This window comes from Pseudomonas bharatica CSV86 (assembly GCF_000319305.2).
GTDB classification, from domain to species: Bacteria; Pseudomonadota; Gammaproteobacteria; order Pseudomonadales; family Pseudomonadaceae; genus Aquipseudomonas; species Aquipseudomonas bharatica.
The window spans coordinates 454,017-471,550 of record NZ_AMWJ02000002.1; the positions used below are offsets into that span (position 1 = coordinate 454,017).

At 63.7% G+C, this 17,534-nt stretch carries 14 protein-coding genes; 10 read left to right on the top strand and 4 right to left on the bottom strand.

The genetic code is table 11. The annotated features are described in order from the left end of the window. Window positions 1-23: 23 nt before the first annotated feature. On the bottom strand, window positions 24-323 hold the full coding sequence (locus CSV86_RS15725) for a hypothetical protein (RefSeq protein WP_009397621.1): 300 nt from the start codon (window positions 321-323) through the stop codon (window positions 24-26). A gap of 228 nt (window positions 324-551) precedes the next feature. Here CSV86_RS15725 and CSV86_RS15730 point away from each other — a divergent pair, with 228 nt between their 5' ends. Further along, a complete protein-coding gene (locus CSV86_RS15730; protein ID WP_037059767.1) occupies window positions 552-2,501 on the top strand; it encodes an LTA synthase family protein in 1,950 nt (649 codons plus the stop codon). Window positions 2,502-2,530: 29 nt separating this feature from the next. Here CSV86_RS15730 and CSV86_RS15735 read toward each other — a convergent pair whose 3' ends face one another. Further along, entirely contained in the window at window positions 2,531-5,344 is a 2,814-nt protein-coding gene (locus CSV86_RS15735) for an RHS repeat-associated core domain-containing protein (protein WP_158487710.1), read from the bottom strand. A gap of 75 nt (window positions 5,345-5,419) precedes the next feature. After that, on the bottom strand, window positions 5,420-6,328 hold the full coding sequence (locus CSV86_RS15740) for a DUF808 domain-containing protein (RefSeq protein WP_009397624.1): 909 nt from the start codon (window positions 6,326-6,328) through the stop codon (window positions 5,420-5,422). A 179-nt stretch (window positions 6,329-6,507) separates the two neighbouring features. On the opposite strand from CSV86_RS15740, the gene CSV86_RS15745 reads away from it, so the two are divergent. Next, window positions 6,508-7,116: a TetR/AcrR family transcriptional regulator gene (locus CSV86_RS15745; RefSeq protein WP_009397626.1), complete on the top strand. Its 609-nt coding sequence runs from the start codon at window positions 6,508-6,510 to the stop codon at window positions 7,114-7,116. A gap of 119 nt (window positions 7,117-7,235) precedes the next feature. Here CSV86_RS15745 and CSV86_RS15750 read toward each other — a convergent pair whose 3' ends face one another. Further along, window positions 7,236-7,676: a GlcG/HbpS family heme-binding protein gene (locus tag CSV86_RS15750; RefSeq protein ID WP_009397627.1), complete on the bottom strand. Its 441-nt coding sequence runs from the start codon at window positions 7,674-7,676 to the stop codon at window positions 7,236-7,238. A 255-nt stretch (window positions 7,677-7,931) separates the two neighbouring features. On the opposite strand from CSV86_RS15750, the gene gcl reads away from it, so the two are divergent. The 8 genes from gcl to CSV86_RS15790 all read left to right on the top strand — a co-directional run bounded on the left by gcl (window position 7,932) and on the right by CSV86_RS15790 (window position 17,522). Then, window positions 7,932-9,707, top strand: a complete 1,776-nt coding sequence (gene gcl, locus CSV86_RS15755) for a glyoxylate carboligase (RefSeq protein WP_009397628.1) — start codon at window positions 7,932-7,934, stop codon at window positions 9,705-9,707. Window positions 9,708-9,764: 57 nt separating this feature from the next. Next, the gene (gene hyi, locus CSV86_RS15760) at window positions 9,765-10,547 is read left to right on the top strand and encodes a hydroxypyruvate isomerase (RefSeq protein ID WP_009397631.1); all 783 of its coding nucleotides are present in this window, start codon (window positions 9,765-9,767) and stop codon (window positions 10,545-10,547) included. 145 nt (window positions 10,548-10,692) lie between these two features. Beyond that, window positions 10,693-11,586, top strand: coding sequence for a 2-hydroxy-3-oxopropionate reductase (locus CSV86_RS15765; protein WP_009397636.1), 894 nt, complete (start codon window positions 10,693-10,695; stop codon window positions 11,584-11,586). A gap of 163 nt (window positions 11,587-11,749) precedes the next feature. Continuing rightward, entirely contained in the window at window positions 11,750-13,030 is a 1,281-nt protein-coding gene (locus CSV86_RS15770; protein WP_009397638.1) for a glycerate kinase type-2 family protein, read from the top strand. After that, the gene (gene pyk / locus CSV86_RS15775; protein WP_009397640.1) at window positions 13,020-14,435 is read left to right on the top strand and encodes a pyruvate kinase; all 1,416 of its coding nucleotides are present in this window, start codon (window positions 13,020-13,022) and stop codon (window positions 14,433-14,435) included. Before CSV86_RS15770 ends, pyk begins: the two co-directional genes overlap by 11 nt. Before the next feature lie 132 nt (window positions 14,436-14,567). Beyond that, window positions 14,568-15,437: an urea transporter gene (locus tag CSV86_RS15780; protein WP_037059774.1), complete on the top strand. Its 870-nt coding sequence runs from the start codon at window positions 14,568-14,570 to the stop codon at window positions 15,435-15,437. A gap of 180 nt (window positions 15,438-15,617) precedes the next feature. Beyond that, window positions 15,618-16,424, top strand: a complete 807-nt coding sequence (locus CSV86_RS15785; protein ID WP_170395077.1) for an ion transporter — start codon at window positions 15,618-15,620, stop codon at window positions 16,422-16,424. Between the two features lie 96 nt (window positions 16,425-16,520). Continuing rightward, a complete protein-coding gene (locus CSV86_RS15790) occupies window positions 16,521-17,522 on the top strand; it encodes a sulfate ABC transporter substrate-binding protein (protein ID WP_009397646.1) in 1,002 nt (333 codons plus the stop codon). Window positions 17,523-17,534: the final 12 nt, after the last annotated feature.

The window sequence follows — 17,534 nt, forward strand, 5'->3', positions numbered from 1 at the left end:
TATCCCTGAAACAAACCTGCGACTTAGCGCGAGAGGCGCAGGCGCACACTCCAGATCGCCGCCGTAGGTACCCCGAAGCCCAATAGCAGAAGGGCGGCAAGCATGCCGGCACGGTCGAAGAAGAAGATCACATCAAGCAGCAGCAGACAGCCACTGACGAACACCGCCAACCCCGGTACCAGCCAATGCAGGTACCCGTGCCGGGCGTGAAACAGCAGGCGAGAGTTGAAGGCGAGCAGCAGGCAGAGGCACAACCAAAACAAGATGGCAGCCAGGTAGAACGCCAGATGATAAATATCGAAGGACAACTTCCAGACAGGCATGACACCCCTTCCTTGCGGCAAGAAAAATAGTAATCGTTATTACTTCAATCCGGACTTCCTTGCCCGTTGCAACTGCCCGTTACTTTAGCCGGGCTTTTCATCATTTCCATACATGACATTTACATTTCTTTCTCTTTTCCCTTGTTAGTTTTCCCCGCCTACACTCGCCAGTACCTGCCAAACAAGGCCGTTGCAGGTAATGGACTATTCGAATAAAGGGAATTCACGATGCACACCCCCAAAACAGCGCCCATGCGCTATCTCTTGCTGCTGTCCGCCGTCTGGCTCGGTGTTTTCCTGCTGACCCGCGCGGCCCTGATGTTCAGCCACCTGGATGAAGCCGGACATGCGTTCCTTTCGGTCTTCACCGTGGGCCTGCTCAACGACCTGGTGTTCCTGGTCTATGCCGCCCTGCCCCTGAGCCTGTTCGTCCTGCTCTGCCCGCGCCGGCTATGGCAGGCCCGGGTCACCCGCTGGCTGCTGGTGGGCATCCTCGCGATCAGCCTCTACATCATGCTGTTCACCGCGGTGGCCGAATGGCTGTTCTGGGACGAGTTCGGGGTGCGCTTCAACTTCATCGCCGTGGATTACCTGGTGTACTCGGATGAAGTGCTGAACAACATCCTCGAGTCCTACCCGATCGCCCTGCTGCTGAGCATCCTTGGCCTGCTGACCCTGGCCCTGGTCCTGGCCTTGATCAAGCCGCTGCGCTGGGTCTTCGAGGCGCCCTACCCGAGCCTGCGCCAGCGCGCCTTGCACACCGCCGGCATCGCCGTCGCGGCCCTGCTGTGCGTGCAGTTCGCCGACCAGGACAGCCTGCGCAGCCAGGGCGGCAATACCTACCAGCGCGAGCTGGCGAGCAACGGCCCGTACCAGTTCTTCGCCGCCTTCCGCAACAACGAGCTGGACTACCAGCAGTTCTACAGCACCCTGCCCGAAGCGGTCACCGCCCGGCAGATGCGCGACGAACTGAACGAGCCGGGCGTGACCTTCATCGGCAATGAGCCGCTGGACATCCGCCGTACCGTGAGCAACCCGGGCACAGCGCGTACGCCGAACATCATCCTGGTCACCATCGAAAGCCTCAGCGCCAAGTACCTGGGCAGCAACGGCGACCCGCGCAACCTCAGCCCCAACCTCGACGCCCTGCGCAAGCAAAGCCTGTACTTCAACAACTTCTATGCCACCGGCACCCGCACCGACCGCGGCCTGGAAGCCATCACCCTGTCGATCCCGCCAACGCCCGGGCGCTCCGTCGTCAAGCGCATCGGCCGTGAAGGCGGTTTCGCCAGCCTTGGCCAGCAACTGAGCGAAGTGGGTTACGACACCGTATTCGTCTATGGCGGGCGCGGTTACTTCGACAACATGAACGCCTTCTTCAGCGGCAATGGCTACCGCATCGTCGACCAGAGCAGCGTCGACGAGCAGGAGATCAGCTTCAAGAACGCCTGGGGTATGTCCGACGAAGACCTGTACAAGCAGGCGATCAAGCTGGCCGATGCCGACCACGCCAACCAGGTGCCCTTCCTGCTGCAACTGATGACCACCTCCAACCACCGGCCCTACACCTACCCTGACGGGCGCATCGACATTCCGTCAGGCAACGGCCGCGACGGCGCGGTGAAGTACACCGACTATGCGATTGGCAAATTCCTCGCCGAGGCGCGGACCAAGCCTTGGTTCGATAACACGATCTTCGTCTTCGTCGCCGACCACACTGCCGGCAGCGCGGGCAAGGAAGACCTGCCGGTGCATAACTACCAGATCCCCCTGTTCGTCTACGCGCCGAAGCTGATCGAGCCGCGCGAGGACGGCAAGCTGGCCAGCCAGATCGACCTGGCGCCGACCCTGCTCGGCCTGCTGAACATGAGCTACACCTCGACCTTCTACGGACGCAACCTGCTGCAGGAAGACGCGTTGCCGCCGCGGGTGCTGATCGGCAACTACCAGCACCTGGGGCTGTTCGATGGCCAGGACCTGGCGATTCTCAGCCCACGCGGCGGCCTGCGCCTGCACCAACAGGCACTGGGTGAAAGCCGGGAGGTTCCGGGCGAGGTGGAGAATCCGCTAATTACCCGGGCGATCGCCTATTACGAAAGCGCCAGCTACGGGTTCAAGCAGCGGCTGCTGGAGTGGGTGCCGGAGAGTCATGAGGTAAGTGCTGCCATCGCGCCTTGAGATGGCTGAACGGCCACTGCGGTGGCCGTTCAGCCGATGGAAGCTCGGCGACCGGCTCGAATATGACTCCAGTTGGCCGAGGCATTCACACCGATCCGGTAGTCCGAATACAGCACATCCTCAAGGGAGCGATTTAGGGACACCTCCTCGGTCGGAGTGGTATCGCGGTAATAAAAGGGCTTGATCGGCAACACCCCGAAATCTTCAATGACCCGGCTGAATCCCAGAACATTCCCGATCATGGTCGGGCCTGTCATGGCCATGGTCAGCCCGAAACGGGAAAACCTCTCGAGCGCCGCTGGCCCGGAACGCTTCTCGACCCAGCTCACCTCGGGCCTGGTGCGTGCACGTAAAGACTGCGGCGAATATTCCAGGACCAGCTGATCAAGCAAACACCGCCCCGTCTCGGATTCAGCCTCGGCAGCTAGGACTACATTCATGACATCTCTCGCACTCGAATACATGTAGAAGTCCCCGCGGAGCTTGGAAAGATCAATGGGCCCGCGCACCGCCACATCACCGTCCATCCATAAGCCGCCATAAACCTCGAGCGCCCCCAGGCGAAACACATCGCCCATCGACGCCAGGTTCGAAAAGGGTCCGTTACCTTCCCGTGCATAGATGCTTCTGACCTTATACGCCTGAGGGTAGATCCCGGCCAACGCAGCGAACATCTCCTCCGGATCCCGATACTGGATCTTGTCCGCGTAGTGATGCGCAAGGTAACGCTGGACAGGGGTACCGTCGTCTTCTATTGCCTCCAGGGTCCGACGCCAATGCTTGGTGGTCGGGGTCCACAGGTTCACCTGCCAATCCGGATTGTGGTACTTGAACATCAAGGTGTTTTGCAGAAAGTCGGCCGGTATTGGCTTGCCTGCCCAGAAGGTGTGCGCCAGGGTCGGTATGCCTTCCCCGCCATTCACATCCCGCAGGTTCAGCGGATTGTTCATCACCATCCGGTACAGATTCAGCCCATCCACTTCGCCCAAGGGATCCGCACTGATCCAACGTCCCAGCCAGGGCGCGTAGTAACGCAATCCGAAGTAATACAAACCACCGGCATCGCGCTCCTTGCCGCAATAGCGGTGGGTCTTCGGCTCATTCCGGACCACACTCCTCGCTGCCCATACCGCCGTGCCGCCGAACGGATAAAACGCCTCGCGGCTGAGCAAGGCGCCCTGCCCGTCCAGTTCCACGGCGATGGAGCCCAGGTGATCGCCCAGGCTGTAGCGCCACTGCTCACCCGAAATGCGCAGGTGTTCATCCACCAGTACGACCCGCCGCGTGTCCCCGGTCACTGCGCGATGCAGTTCCAGCCCCGGCAGGTAGCGCACTTCGCTGTCCAGGCTGCGTGATCGGGCCTGGGCCACCGACACTTTGCGCACACGGTTGCCATCAGCCGAGTAGATATAGCGTTCATGGTCATCGCTGCCTGAATCACGCGTCACCTGCCGCACCCCGGCCAGCTGGTTGCGCGGATTCCAGTGCATCTCGGCAATACCCTCCAGCCGCAGCAGATTTCCACAGCCATCATGGGCGGCGGCGATCTGCGCTTCATCAGGCAGGCTGCCATCGGGTCGCCCAGGCAAAGCGTGATTACTGGTGCCCGACACCGCCATGCGCAAGCCGGCGGCGTTGCTGTGCTGGCGGCTTAGTAAATTGCCGGCAGCATCGTATTCGAAGCGTTGTACGTAGTTGACCAGCCGGGTCGGGTCCAGCGGCAAATCGTACGGCGGTGGCAGCCCGGGGCCATGGCTGGGCTGGTCGACTTCCACGCCACGGGCCTCGATCAGTTGATAAAGCGTGTCGTAGACCATTACCTGCTGCGCCGCGATCCGCTGGTTGCGGTAGAAGGTCAGCGGCTGCGACAGGTCATCGATGACCAGGATATTGCCAGCCGGATCGTACTGGTAACGCAGGTCCTGCAACGCTGCCTGCCCGGGCAGACGGGAAAGCTGGCGCTGCAGTCGGCCATCCTTGGGACAGAAACTGCGCTCGGTGACTACACCGTTGCCGGCCGTCTCGCCGCTGACCCGGCCCATGGCGTCGTAATGGATCGCATCGCGCACCCTTTGCGCCTGCTCGCTGCCGGCCAGTTGCACGGTCGAAGAACGCAAGGCACCCGCCTGGTCGAGCGCCAGCCGTTGGCGGTTGCCGAGGGCATCGATGCGCAGGACAGGATCACCGGGCGGATTGAAATGCGTTTCCGTGGCATAGCCGTCACCGGGCTCGAGCAGTGCATCGCGCGCGGATTCGGCGCCGGGCCAGTCCGGCCCCTCAGCCTCGACAAGAAAACGCCGACGCTGCCTGCGCAATTGACCGCCCAGCGCATAGTCGTCGAACAGCACGGTGCCCGCCGGATCGTCATGGCGCAACAGACGGCCACATTGGTTGCGGGCCTGAAGATCGGCACCGCCGTACGCCAGGCGCTCGATCACCCGGGAAGCCTCACCGGCAGCCTGTTCATGCAAGGCTACAGGGCGCAGTTGCCCGTCATATTCGCTGCGAAAGACGGAACCGCGACTGTCCCAGGCCTGAGCCGCCGGCCCGACCTCGGTAGACAGCGCCAAGCGCCAGCCGGCATCGCGGCTTTCGGTAAACAGGACACGCCCGGAGAGGGAATGTAGCTGTGTACGATTGGGCGGTCCGCCGCTGTTCCACACTCTTGGATCGCAGGCTGCGATATCACGTCCGAGCACATCGAAGGCATGCGCCGTGACCCGCCTCTCGGCCACCTCCTGCGCAGCGACCCGACAATACGCCACGCTACGCACCGTCGCACCGCGCGAATCGCCCACCGACAGCACGGGCGTGTGCTGATGAAGCTGACGACTCGATGACATGCCTGACATCCCCGGTCTGCGGTGGACGCCAGTATGCGCTGCGGCGTGCGATCAGGAACCTGACAAAAATACCAGTCAGCCGCGCACTGCCTTCCACAGCCTGCCGCCCACGCTGACCAGCGCCAGCACCACGGCACCGGCGACGATGCCGAGCACCCCATTGACCAGGGCGCTGGTCAGCGCACCGCCATTGCCCTGGCTGAACGCCTCGACCGCATGATGCAGCGGCGCGACGCCATGCACGAGGATCCCGCCGCCGACCAGGAACATCGCGGCCGTAACCACAACCGACAGGGTCTTCATCAGGTACGGCGCGGCGCGCAGGATGCCGTGGCCGATGCGCTTGCCGATGCCCTTGCGGGTCTCGGTCATCCACAGGCCCAGGTCGTCCAGCTTGACGATTCCCGCCACCAGGCCATACACGCCGATGGTCATGACCAGGGCGATGCCCGAGAGCACGATGATCTGCTGGGTCAGCGGTGCATCGGCGACGGTGCCGAGGGTGATGGCGATGATTTCGGCGGAGAGGATGAAGTCGGTGCGGATCGCGCCCTTGATCTTGTCCTTCTCGAAGGCCACCAGATCTATTGCCGGATTGGCGGCGGCTTCGCTCAGCGCGGCATGGTTCGCCTGCTTTTCCTCGGTGCCATGCAGAAACCTGTGCGCCAGCTTTTCGAAGCCCTCGAAACACAGGTAGGCGCCGCCAAGCATCAGCAACGGCGTCACCGCCCAGGGGATGAACGCGCTGATCAGCAGCGCCGCCGGCACCAGGATCAGCTTGTTCAGCAACGACCCCTTGCACACCGCCCACACCACCGGGATCTCCCGCTCGGCGCGTACCCCGGTGACCTGCTGCGCGTTGAGCGCCAGGTCATCGCCCAGGACACCGGCGGTTTTCTTGGCCGCCACCTTGGTCATTACGGAAACGTCATCGAGTACCGTGGCGATATCGTCGATCAATACCAGAAGGCTGCTTCCTGCCATGTGTCCTGTCTCGCGCAAAGGATAGTTGCAAAAGGATAGCGGGTTGACCATGCAAATACCCATTGGTGCCATCGCGAGCAGCGCCGGGCCGCTGCCTTGAGCCCCTCGCGAGCCCGGTGCTACCATGCGCCACCGCCTGCCCGGCCTGCCCGGGACGAGACCAAGGAACAGCGCCAACCATGAGCAGCATTCGCGAGCGCAACAAAGAACTGATCCTGCGCGCGGCCAGTGAAGAATTCGCCGACAAGGGTTTCGCCGCCACCAAGACCAGCGATATCGCGGCCAAGGCCGGCCTGCCCAAGCCCAACGTCTACTACTACTTCAAGTCCAAGGAAAACCTCTACCGCGAGGTCCTTGAAAGCATCATCGAGCCGATCATGCAGGCCTCGACGCCGTTCAATGCCGAGGGTGACCCGGAAGAAGTATTGAGCGCCTATATCCGCTCCAAAGTGCGCATCTCCCGCGACCTGCCGTTCGCCTCCAAGGTATTCGCCAGCGAGATCATGCACGGCGCCCCGCACCTGAGCCCGCGCCAGGTCGAGCAACTGAACGCCCAGGCCCGGCACAACATCGCCTGCATCCAGCGCTGGATCGACAAGGGCCGGATCGCCCCGGTCGACCCGCACCACCTGATGTTCAGCATCTGGGCCGCAACCCAGACCTACGCCGATTTCGACTGGCAGATCTCGGTGGTGACCGGGAAGGCGAAGCTGGACGAGAGTGATTACGAGGCGGCCACGCAAACGATCATTCGCTTGGTGTTGAAGGGGTGTGCACCGGACAGTTGATGTCCGGCGCGAGGGCCCCATCGCTGGCAAGCCAGCTCCCACAGGGTCTGCGGCGCCGCTAACCCTGTGGGAGCTGGCTTGCCAGCGATGAGGCCAGTAGTTACACCACAAGCTTCAGATCAGGCAGCAACCCCCGCATCCGCCCGCAGCCCCGCCTCCTCGATCGCACTGATCGCGCACTGCTCATCGATATCCGACGTATCCCCGCTGATCCCGATAGCGCCCAGCACCACGCCCGCCTCATTGCGGATCAGCACGCCACCGGGCGCCGGCACCACCGGGCTCTGACCCAGGCCATTGAGCGCGGCAAAGAATGCCGGGCGCTGCTGTGCGTCCAGCGCCAGCAAACGCGAGCCCTTGCCCAGGGCGATCGCCCCCCAGGCCTTGCCCATCGCCACCTGCGGACGCAGCAGGCTGGCGCCATCTTCCCGTTGCAGGGCCAGCAGATGGCCACCGGCGTCCAGCACCACCACGGTCAGCGGCGCGGCGGAGATCTTGCGCCCCGCTGCCAGCGCGCCATTCACCAGGCCGACGGCGACTTTCAAGCTCAATGCGTTCATGAAACGGTCCTCTTGTTGTTATGAAGCCCTGTGGGCAAGTGAAAATTGATAGACCAAATAGAACACAATGGTAAATGTTTTTGTATACAATAATTCGAACGCTGCGACCTTATGCCGCGCCAGGCCCGTTTCTACGGCGTTTCGACGAAAGCACAGGTCACGGACGAAAATGGATTGACCAGAGCCGCGTCCCATGAATACACTCTGGCGCAAAGCATCTTGTATACAATTACAACATCAATGAGGCACAAAGCCATGAGCAAAATGAGAGCAATCGATGCAGCCGTTCTGGTGATGCGCCGCGAAGGTGTGGAAACCGCGTTTGGCATTCCTGGTGCAGCGATCAACCCGCTGTACTCGGCCCTGAAGAAAGTCGGCGGTATCGATCACGTCCTCGCTCGCCACGTTGAAGGCGCCTCGCACATGGCCGAGGGTTACACCCGTACCAAGGCCGGCAATATTGGCGTGTGCATCGGCACCTCGGGCCCTGCCGGCACCGACATGGTCACCGGCCTGTACAGCGCTTCCGCCGACTCCATCCCGATTCTCTGCATCACCGGCCAGGCCCCGCGTGCCCGCCTGCACAAGGAAGACTTCCAGGCCGTGGACATCACCAGCATCGTCAAGCCGGTGACCAAGTGGGCAACCACCGTCCTGGAACCGGGCCAGGTGCCTTACGCCTTCCAGAAAGCCTTCTACGAAATGCGTACCGGCCGTCCGGGCCCGGTGCTGATCGACCTGCCGTTCGATGTGCAGATGGCCGAGATCGAGTTCGATATCGATGCCTACGAGCCACTGCCTGTCACCAGGCCAGCCGCTACCCGCAAGCAAGCGGAAAAAGCCCTGGCCCTGCTCAATGAAGCCGAACGTCCGCTGCTGGTCGCCGGTGGTGGCATCATCAACGCCGACGCCAGCGACAAGCTGGTCGAGTTCGCCGAACTGACCGGCGTACCGGTAGTACCGACCCTGATGGGCTGGGGCACCATCCCCGATGACCACGAGCTGATGGTCGGCATGGTCGGCCTGCAGACCTCGCACCGCTACGGCAACGCCACCCTGCTTAAGTCCGACCTGGTGTTCGGCATCGGCAACCGCTGGGCCAACCGTCACACCGGTTCCGTCGACGTCTACACCGAAGGCCGTACCTTCATCCATGTAGATATCGAACCGACCCAGATCGGCCGCGTGTTCACCCCGGACCTGGGCATCGTGTCCGACGCCGGCGCTGCCTTGGACGCCTTCCTCGAAGTGGCCCGCGAGTGGAAAGCCGCCGGCAAGCTGAAGTGCCGCGGCGAATGGCTGAAAGACTGCCAGGCCCGCAAGTCGAGCCTGCAGCGCAAGACCAACTTCGACAACGTGCCGGTCAAGCCACAGCGCGTGTACCAGGAAATGAACGAGGTGTTCGGCAAGGACACCACCTACGTCAGCACCATCGGTCTGTCGCAGATCGCCGGCGCCCAGTTCCTCCACGTCTACAAGCCGCGCCACTGGATCAACTGCGGCCAGGCCGGCCCGCTGGGCTGGACCATCCCGGCTGCCCTGGGCGTGGTCAAGGCCGACCCGAGCCGCAAGGTCGTCGCGCTGTCGGGCGACTATGACTTCCAGTTCATGATCGAAGAACTGGCGGTGGGCGCGCAGTTCAACCTGCCGTACGTCCACGTGCTGGTGAACAACGCCTACCTCGGCCTGATCCGCCAGGCGCAGCGTGGTTTCGAGATGGATTACTGTGTACAACTGGCGTTCGAGAACATCAACGCGCCGGACGTCAACGGCTACGGCGTCGATCACGTGGCCGTGGTCGAAGGCCTGGGTTGCAAGGCCCTGCGCGTGTTCACCCCGTCCGAGATCGCCCCGGCGCTGCTCAAGGCCCAGAAAATGGCCGAGGAGTTCCGCGTTCCGGTGGTGGTCGAGGTGATTCTCGAGCGCGTTACCAACATTTCCATGGGTACCGAAATCAACGCGGTCAACGAGTTCGAAGACCTGGCGCTGGTCGGCAACGACGCGCCAACCGCGATTTCGCTGCTCGACTGATCGTCTGCGAGGCCCCGCCCTTCAGGGTGCGGGGCCCAACCCAGCAAGGAGACCACCATGCCACGCTTTGCCGCCAACCTGTCCATGCTGTTCACCGAACAGGACTTCCTGGCCCGCTTCAAGGCTGCTGCCGACGCCGGCTTCAGCGGTGTCGAGTACCTTTTCCCGTACGACTACGCCGCCACCGAGATCAAGCAGCAGCTCGACGCCCATGGCCTGACCCAGGTGCTGTTCAACCTGCCGGCCGGCGACTGGGCCAAGGGTGACCGCGGCATCGCCTGCGACCCGGCGCGGGTCGAGGAATTCCGCAGCGGTGTCGACCTGGCCATCGCCTACGCCCAGGTGCTGGGCAATACCCAGGTCAACTGCCTGGCCGGGATTCGTCCACAGGGCCCGGACTGCGCCACCGTGCGCAAGACCTTCGTCGACAACCTGCGTTTCGCCGCCGACAAGCTCAAGGCTGCCGGGATCAAGCTGGTCATGGAAATGATCAACACCCGCGACATCCCGGGCTTCTACCTGAACACCACCCAGCAAGCGCTGGAGATCCAGGCCGAGGTGGGCAGCGACAACCTGTTCCTGCAGTACGACATCTACCACATGCAGATCATGGAAGGTGACCTGGCGCGTACCGTGGAAACCAACCTGGCGAAGATCAACCACATCCAGCTGGCCGACAACCCGGGCCGTCACGAACCGGGCACCGGCGAGATCAACTACCGCTTCCTGTTCGAGCACCTGGACCGCATCGGCTACCAGGGCTGGGTGGGCGCGGAGTACAAGCCCAGGACCACCACTGAAGAAGGTCTGGGCTGGTTGAAGACCCATAACGCGATCTAACAAGCACCGCCCTCCCCTGTGGGAGCTGGCTTGCCAGCGATGAGGCCCGAGCGGACAACATCGTTGCTGCTGCCGGCCCTATCGCTGGCAAGCCAGCTCCCACAGGGACCGCGTCGCTCCTGATTAAAAGAAGAGGCACATTCTCATGGCTAAAATCGGTTTCATCGGCACCGGCATCATGGGCCGCCCAATGGCGCAGAACCTGCAGAAAGCGGGTCACAGCCTGTTCGTTTCCACCCACCACGACGCCGCTCCGGCCGACCTGATCGCCGCGGGTGCCGTGGCCCTGGCCAATCCGAAGGAAGTGGCCCAGGAAGCCGAATTCATCATCGTCATGGTCCCGGACACCCCGCAGGTGGAAAGCGTCCTGTTCGGTGAAAACGGCGTCGCCGAAGGCGTCGGCCCGAACAAGATCGTGATCGACATGAGCTCGATCTCCCCCACCGCTACCAAGGCCTTCGCCGAGAAGATCAAGGCCACCGGCGCCGCCTACCTGGACGCTCCGGTATCCGGCGGCGAAGTCGGGGCCAAGGCCGCGACCCTGAGCATCATGGTCGGTGGCTGCCCGAAAGCCTTCGAGCGCACCCTGCCGCTGTTCCAGGCCATGGGCAAGAACATCACCCGCGTCGGCGGCAACGGTGACGGCCAGACCGCCAAGGTCGCCAACCAGATCATCGTCGCCCTGAACATCCAGGCCGTCGCCGAGGCCCTGCTGTTCGCCGCCAAGAACGGCGCCGATCCGGCCAAGGTCCGCGAGGCACTGATGGGCGGCTTCGCCTCGTCGAAGATCCTTGAAGTGCACGGCGAGCGCATGATCAAGGGCACCTTCGACCCGGGCTTCCGCATCAGCCTGCACCAGAAGGACCTGAACCTGGCCCTGCAAGGCGCCAAGGAGCTGAACATCAACCTGCCCAACACCTCCAACGCCCAACAGGTGTTCAGCACCTGCGCGGCCATCGGTGGTGCCAACTGGGACCACTCGGCGCTGATCAAGGGCCTGGAACACATGGCCAACTTCTCGATCCGCGACGACAAATAAGCAACACCTGCCAGCCCGCGGATCGAAGGAACCGCGCATCGTTTCCTTCAGCTTCTGAGGCTGGCAGTTGCACTCGAGCAACACCGCCCCTGGTTCAGCCTGCACGGAGGCCGTTCCAGGGGCGTTTTTGATTCTGCAGAACAATAAGATTTGGAGGCCTGAGATGTCGGTCGATCCGCAACACTTTCTCCGCGACCTGTTCGCCACGGCCATCGATGCCGCGCACCCGCGTCAGGTGCTTGAAGCCCATCTGCCCGCCGACCGTACGGGTCGAGTGATCGTCATCGGCGCCGGCAAGGCCGCCGCCGCCATGGCCGAAGTGGTCGAGCGCGCCTGGCAGGGCGAGGTCCGCGGTCTCGTAGTGACCCGCTACGGCCACGGCGCCAGCTGCTCGAAAATCGAAGTGGTGGAAGCCGCCCACCCCGTCCCCGACGCCGCCGGCCTGGCCGTAGCCAGGCGCGTGCTGGACATGGTCAGCGACCTGAGCGCCGACGATCGGGTGATCTTCCTGCTCTCCGGCGGTGGCTCCGCATTGCTGGCCCTGCCCGCCGAAGACCTGACCCTGGCCGACAAGCAGCAGATCAACAAGGCCCTGCTCAAGTCCGGCGCCACCATCGGCGAGATGAACTGCGTACGCAAGCACCTCTCGGCAGTCAAGGGCGGCCGCCTGGCCAAGGCCTGCTGGCCGGCCACCGTGTACACCTATGCGATTTCCGACGTGCCTGGCGACCTGGCCACGGTCATCGCTTCCGGCCCGACCGTGGCCGACCCGAGCACCTCGGCCGACGCCCTGGCGATCCTCAAGCGCTACAACATCGAAGCGCCGAAAGCCGTCATCGACTGGCTCAACAACCCCGCTTCGGAGACCGTAAAGGCCGACGATCCGGCCCTGGCCCGCAGCCATTTCCAGTTGATCGCCCGGCCCCAGCAGTCGCTGGAAGCCGCCGCGGTGAAAGCCCGCCAGGCCGGCTTCAGCCCGCTGATCCTCGGCGACCTGGAAGGCGAATCGCGGGAAGTGGCCAAGGTCCATGCCGGTATCGCCCGCCAGGTGGTCCTGCATGGCCAGCCACTGGCCGCGCCCTGCGTGATCCTTTCCGGCGGTGAAACCACAGTGACCGTGCGCGGCAACGGCCGGGGCGGGCGCAACGCGGAATTCCTGCTCAGCCTGACCGAAAGCCTCAAGGGCCTGCCGGGCGTCTACGCCATCGCCGGCGACACCGACGGCATCGATGGTTCGGAGGATAACGCCGGCGCCTTCATGACCCCGGACAGCTACGCCCGCGCCGCCGCCCTGGGCCTGTCGGCCACCGACGAGCTGGACAACAACAATGGCTACGGCTACTTCGCAGCGCTCGACGCGCTGATCGTCACCGAGCCGACCCGCACCAACGTCAACGATTTCCGCGCCATCCTCATTCTTGAGACTGCCCACCATGACGCCTGACAAGAAAGTCAAGATCCTCGCCACCCTCGGCCCCGCGACCAAGGGCATCGACGATGTCCGCCAGCTGGTGGAAGCCGGGGTGAACATCTTCCGTCTCAACTTCAGCCACGGCGAGCATGCCGACCACGCCATGCGCTACCAGTGGATCCGCGAAGTCGAGGCCCAGCTGAACTACCCGCTGGGCATCCTCATGGACCTGCAAGGGCCAAAGCTGCGCGTCGGCCGCCTGGCAGAAGGCAAGGCCATGCTCAAGCGTGGCCAGGCCCTGCGCCTGGACCTCGACCCGACCCCGGGCGACGCCGCGCGGGTCAACCTGCCGCACCCGGAGATCATCGCCGCACTGGAACCGGGCATGGACCTGCTGGTGGATGACGGTCGCCTGCGCCTGCGGGTGACCGCCAAGCACGCCGATGCCATCGACACCGAGGTGCTCAACGGTGGCGAGCTGTCCGATCGCAAGGGCGTGAACGTACCGCAGGCCGTGCTCGACCTCAGCCCGCTGACCGCCAAGGACCGCCGCGACCTGGCCTTCGGCCTGGAACTGGGCGTGGACTGGGTGGCGCTGTCGTTCGTCCAGCGTCCCGAAGACATCGCCGAAGCTCGCGAGCTGATCGGTGATCGTGCATTCCTGATGGCCAAGATCGAGAAGCCATCGGCAGTCACCCAACTGCGCGAGATCGCCGAGCTGAGCGACGCGATCATGGTCGCCCGCGGCGACCTGGGCGTGGAAGTGCCGGCCGAGGCCGTGCCGCAGATCCAGAAGAACATCATCGCTACCTGCCGCCAACTGGGCCGGCCGGTTGTCGTAGCGACGCAGATGCTCGAGTCGATGCGCTTCTCCCCTGCCCCGACCCGCGCCGAGGTGACCGACGTCGCCAACGCCGTGGCCGAAGGCGCCGATGCGGTAATGCTGTCGGCGGAAACCGCCTCCGGCGACTACCCGCTGGAAGCTGTGCAGATGATGAGCAAGATCATTCGCCAGGTCGAAGCAGGCCCGGATTACCAGACCCAGCTCGACGTCGGCCGGCCGAAGGCCGAGGCGACCGTCTCCGATGCCATCAGCTGCGCGATCCGTCGTATCAGCGGGATCCTGCCGGTGGCAGTGCTGGTCAACTACAGCGAGTCGGGCAACTCGACCCTGCGCGCCTCCCGCGAGCGGCCACGGGCACCGATCCTCAACCTGACTCCAAACCTGGGCACCGCGCGGCGCCTGAGCGTGGTGTGGGGTGTGCACTCGGTGGTCAACGACCGCCTGCGCCAGGTCGACGAGGTTTGCTCCACCGCGCTGGAAATCGCCCAGGCCCAGGGCATGGCCAACCGCGGCGACACCCTGTTGATCACGGCCGGCGTGCCTTTTGGCCAGCCGGGATCGACTAACTCGCTGCGTATCGAAACACTGCTTTGACGTCTTCGCGAGGCAGGTTGGCGGCCACCGATTCATCCGCGTGAATCCGTGATCGCCGGCCTGCTTCGCGATCAACAACCGTGGGACAAGACCCGCCCAAAGAGGCGACCCACTTAATCCAGACCTACTGCCATGTACACGAAAAACCTAGTCAATCCGTGCCCGGATTGGGCCACCGCGTTGCTCAACGGCTTCAGCCAGGTGCTGCTGCAGCGTAATCCGCTGTGCGGCCTGTGTTGCCTGCTGGCCATTCTTCTCACCGCGCCCCACCTGCTCGGCGGCGCACTGCTGGGCGCCCTCGCCGGCCTGCTCACTGCCCAGCGGCGCGGCTACAACCGCGCCGATCGCCAGGCCGGGCTGTACAGCTACAACGGCGTGCTTATCGGCCTGCTGTTCAGCTACCTGCTGCCCTGGTCGCCGCTCCTCCTGCCGCTGATCATCGCCGTCGCCGGGCTGAGCAGCATGCTCGTGCATCAATGGCTCAAGCGTGGCGGGTCGGTGCTGTTGCCGGCCTACACCCTGCCCTTCGTGCTGGCCGGCTGGGCGCTGTTGCTGATCGCCGAACCGACGGCGCAGGCCAGCGGGCCGGTGCAGGCCAACCCGCTGGATGCCCTCGCCCGGGGACTGGGGCAGATCTTCCTGCTCGACCAGCCGCTGGCCGGGCTGCTGATCGCCTTGGGGCTGCTGCTAGCGGACCGCTATGCGGCGGCCTGGGCCTTCGTCGGCGCAGCGATCGGCGGCAGTGTTGCGCTGATCGGCGGCGAGGCCACGGCCGCATACCTGGGGCTGTACGGCTTCAATGCAGCGCTGGCGGCCCTGGCCTTCAGCGGCACGCGCTCGCAGCCGTGGAAACCCTTGCTGGCGATCGTCCTGGCGATCGCGGTGCAGCCGCTGTTCAACCTGCTGCCGATCCCGGGGCTGACCGCGCCGTTCATCGTGGCGTGCTGGATGGTGCGGCTGGGGGATGTGAAAGGGACCGGGGTGCAGAGTCGCTGCATCTGACGCTATCGCTGGCAAGCCAGCTCCCACAGGGATCGCGCCGCTCTTGAGGGCAGTGGTGCATCTGTGGGAGCTGGCTTGCCAGCGATTAGGCCCTGGAAGCTTGCACAACTGCCGGATCCCACCCTAGGCTTCGCATCACCACCCGCCTCGGAACCACCACCTCATGGACACCCCCAGAGCCTGCGCCAGCGGCTCTTCGTCATCGTCTTCCAAACCGACACCGTTGCCGGACGCCGCTTCGACACCATCCTGCTGCTGATCATCCTGGCCAGCCTGGTTACCGTGATCCTCGACAGCATCGACGAGGTCCACCAGGGCTACGCCGGCCTGCTCGCCGCCATCGAGTGGGGCTTCACCGCCGTCTTCCTGGTCGAGTACCTGCTGCGCCTGTACTGCTCGCCCAGGCCCCTGCGCTACGCCTTCAGCTTCTATGGCCTGGTCGACCTGCTGGCGATCGTGCCCGGGATCATCGCCCTGTACTACAGCGACGCCCAGTACCTGCTGATCGTCCGGGTCATCCGCATGCTGCGGATTTTCCGCGTGCTCAAGCTCAGCCCCTACCTGAAACAGGCCCACTACCTGCTCGACGCCCTGCGCGGCAGCAAGCAGAAGATCATCGTGTTCCTGGTCAGCGTCTCGACCCTGGTCACGGTGTTCGGCACCCTGATGTATGTGGTCGAGGGTCCGGAACACGGCTTCACCAGCATTCCCAAGGGCATCTACTGGGCCATCGTCACCCTCACCACCGTGGGCTTCGGCGATATCGTGCCCAAGACGCCGCTGGGCCAGGTGATCTCGTCGATGGTGATGATTACCGGTTACTCGATCATCGCCGTGCCTACGGGTATCTTTACTGCCGAACTGGCCAATGCCATGCGCGGCGAGCAACTGCGCCACGATTGCCCGGTGTGCCGCAAGAACAGCCATGAACACGGCGCCGCCTTCTGCTCGCGCTGTGGCAACGCGCTGTTCCGGAAGGTGGAATAAGCAAAGTCGTTTTTAATCTTTTTGTGCCTAAGGGCCATTGGCTATAGTCGCTGGCACAATGCTGTTATCCCAACCAACTCCAACAAGGAATGCACAGTGAAAAAACTCTTTGGCGCCTCGCTCCTCGCCGCGAGCCTGGTCGTGGGCGGCCTCGCCCAGGCCGCTCCCGCACCGCTGCTGAACGTCTCCTACGACGTGATGCGCGACTTCTACAAGGACTACAACCTTGCCTTCCAGAAGCACTGGGAAGCCGAGCACAAAGAGAAGATCAACATCCAGATGTCCTTCGGCGGCTCCAGCAAGCAGGCGCGCTCGGTGATCGACGGCCTGCCGGCGGATGTCATTACCATGAACATGGCCACCGACATCAATGCCCTGGCCGACAACGGCCAATTGGTCCCGGACAACTGGGTCACCCGCCTGCCGAACAACAGCGCGCCCTTCACCTCGGCCACGGTGTTCATCGTGCGCAAGGGCAACCCCAAGGCCCTGAAGGACTGGCCGGACCTGCTCAAGGATGGCGTGCAGGTGATCGTGCCGAACCCGAAGACCTCGGGTAACGGCCGCTACACCTACCTGTCGGCCTGGGGCTACGTGCTCAAGACCGGCGGCGACGAAGCCAAGGCCAAGGACTTCGTCGGCAAGCTGTTCAAGCAGGCGCCGGTGCTGGATACCGGTGGCCGCGCCGCCACCACCACCTTCATGACCAACCAGATCGGCGACGTGCTGGTGACCTTCGAGAACGAAGCGGAAATGATCGCCCGGGAATTCGGCCGCGATCAGTTCGAGGTGATCTACCCGAGCGTCTCCGCCGAGGCCGAGCCGCCGGTGAGCGTGGTGGACAAGGTGGTCGACAAGAAAGGCAGCCGGGCGACCGCCGAGGAATACCTGAAGTACCTGTGGTCGCCTGAAGCCCAGGAAATCGCCGCCAGCAACTACCTGCGCCCGCGGGACGAGAAGGTCCTGGCCAAGTACACCGACCGCTTCCCGAAAGTGCAATTCCTCTCGGTGGAGAAGACCTTCGGCGACTGGCGCACCGTGCAGAAGACCCACTTCAATGATGGCGGGATCTTCGACCAGATCTATAGCGGCAAGTAAGATCGGGGCCTG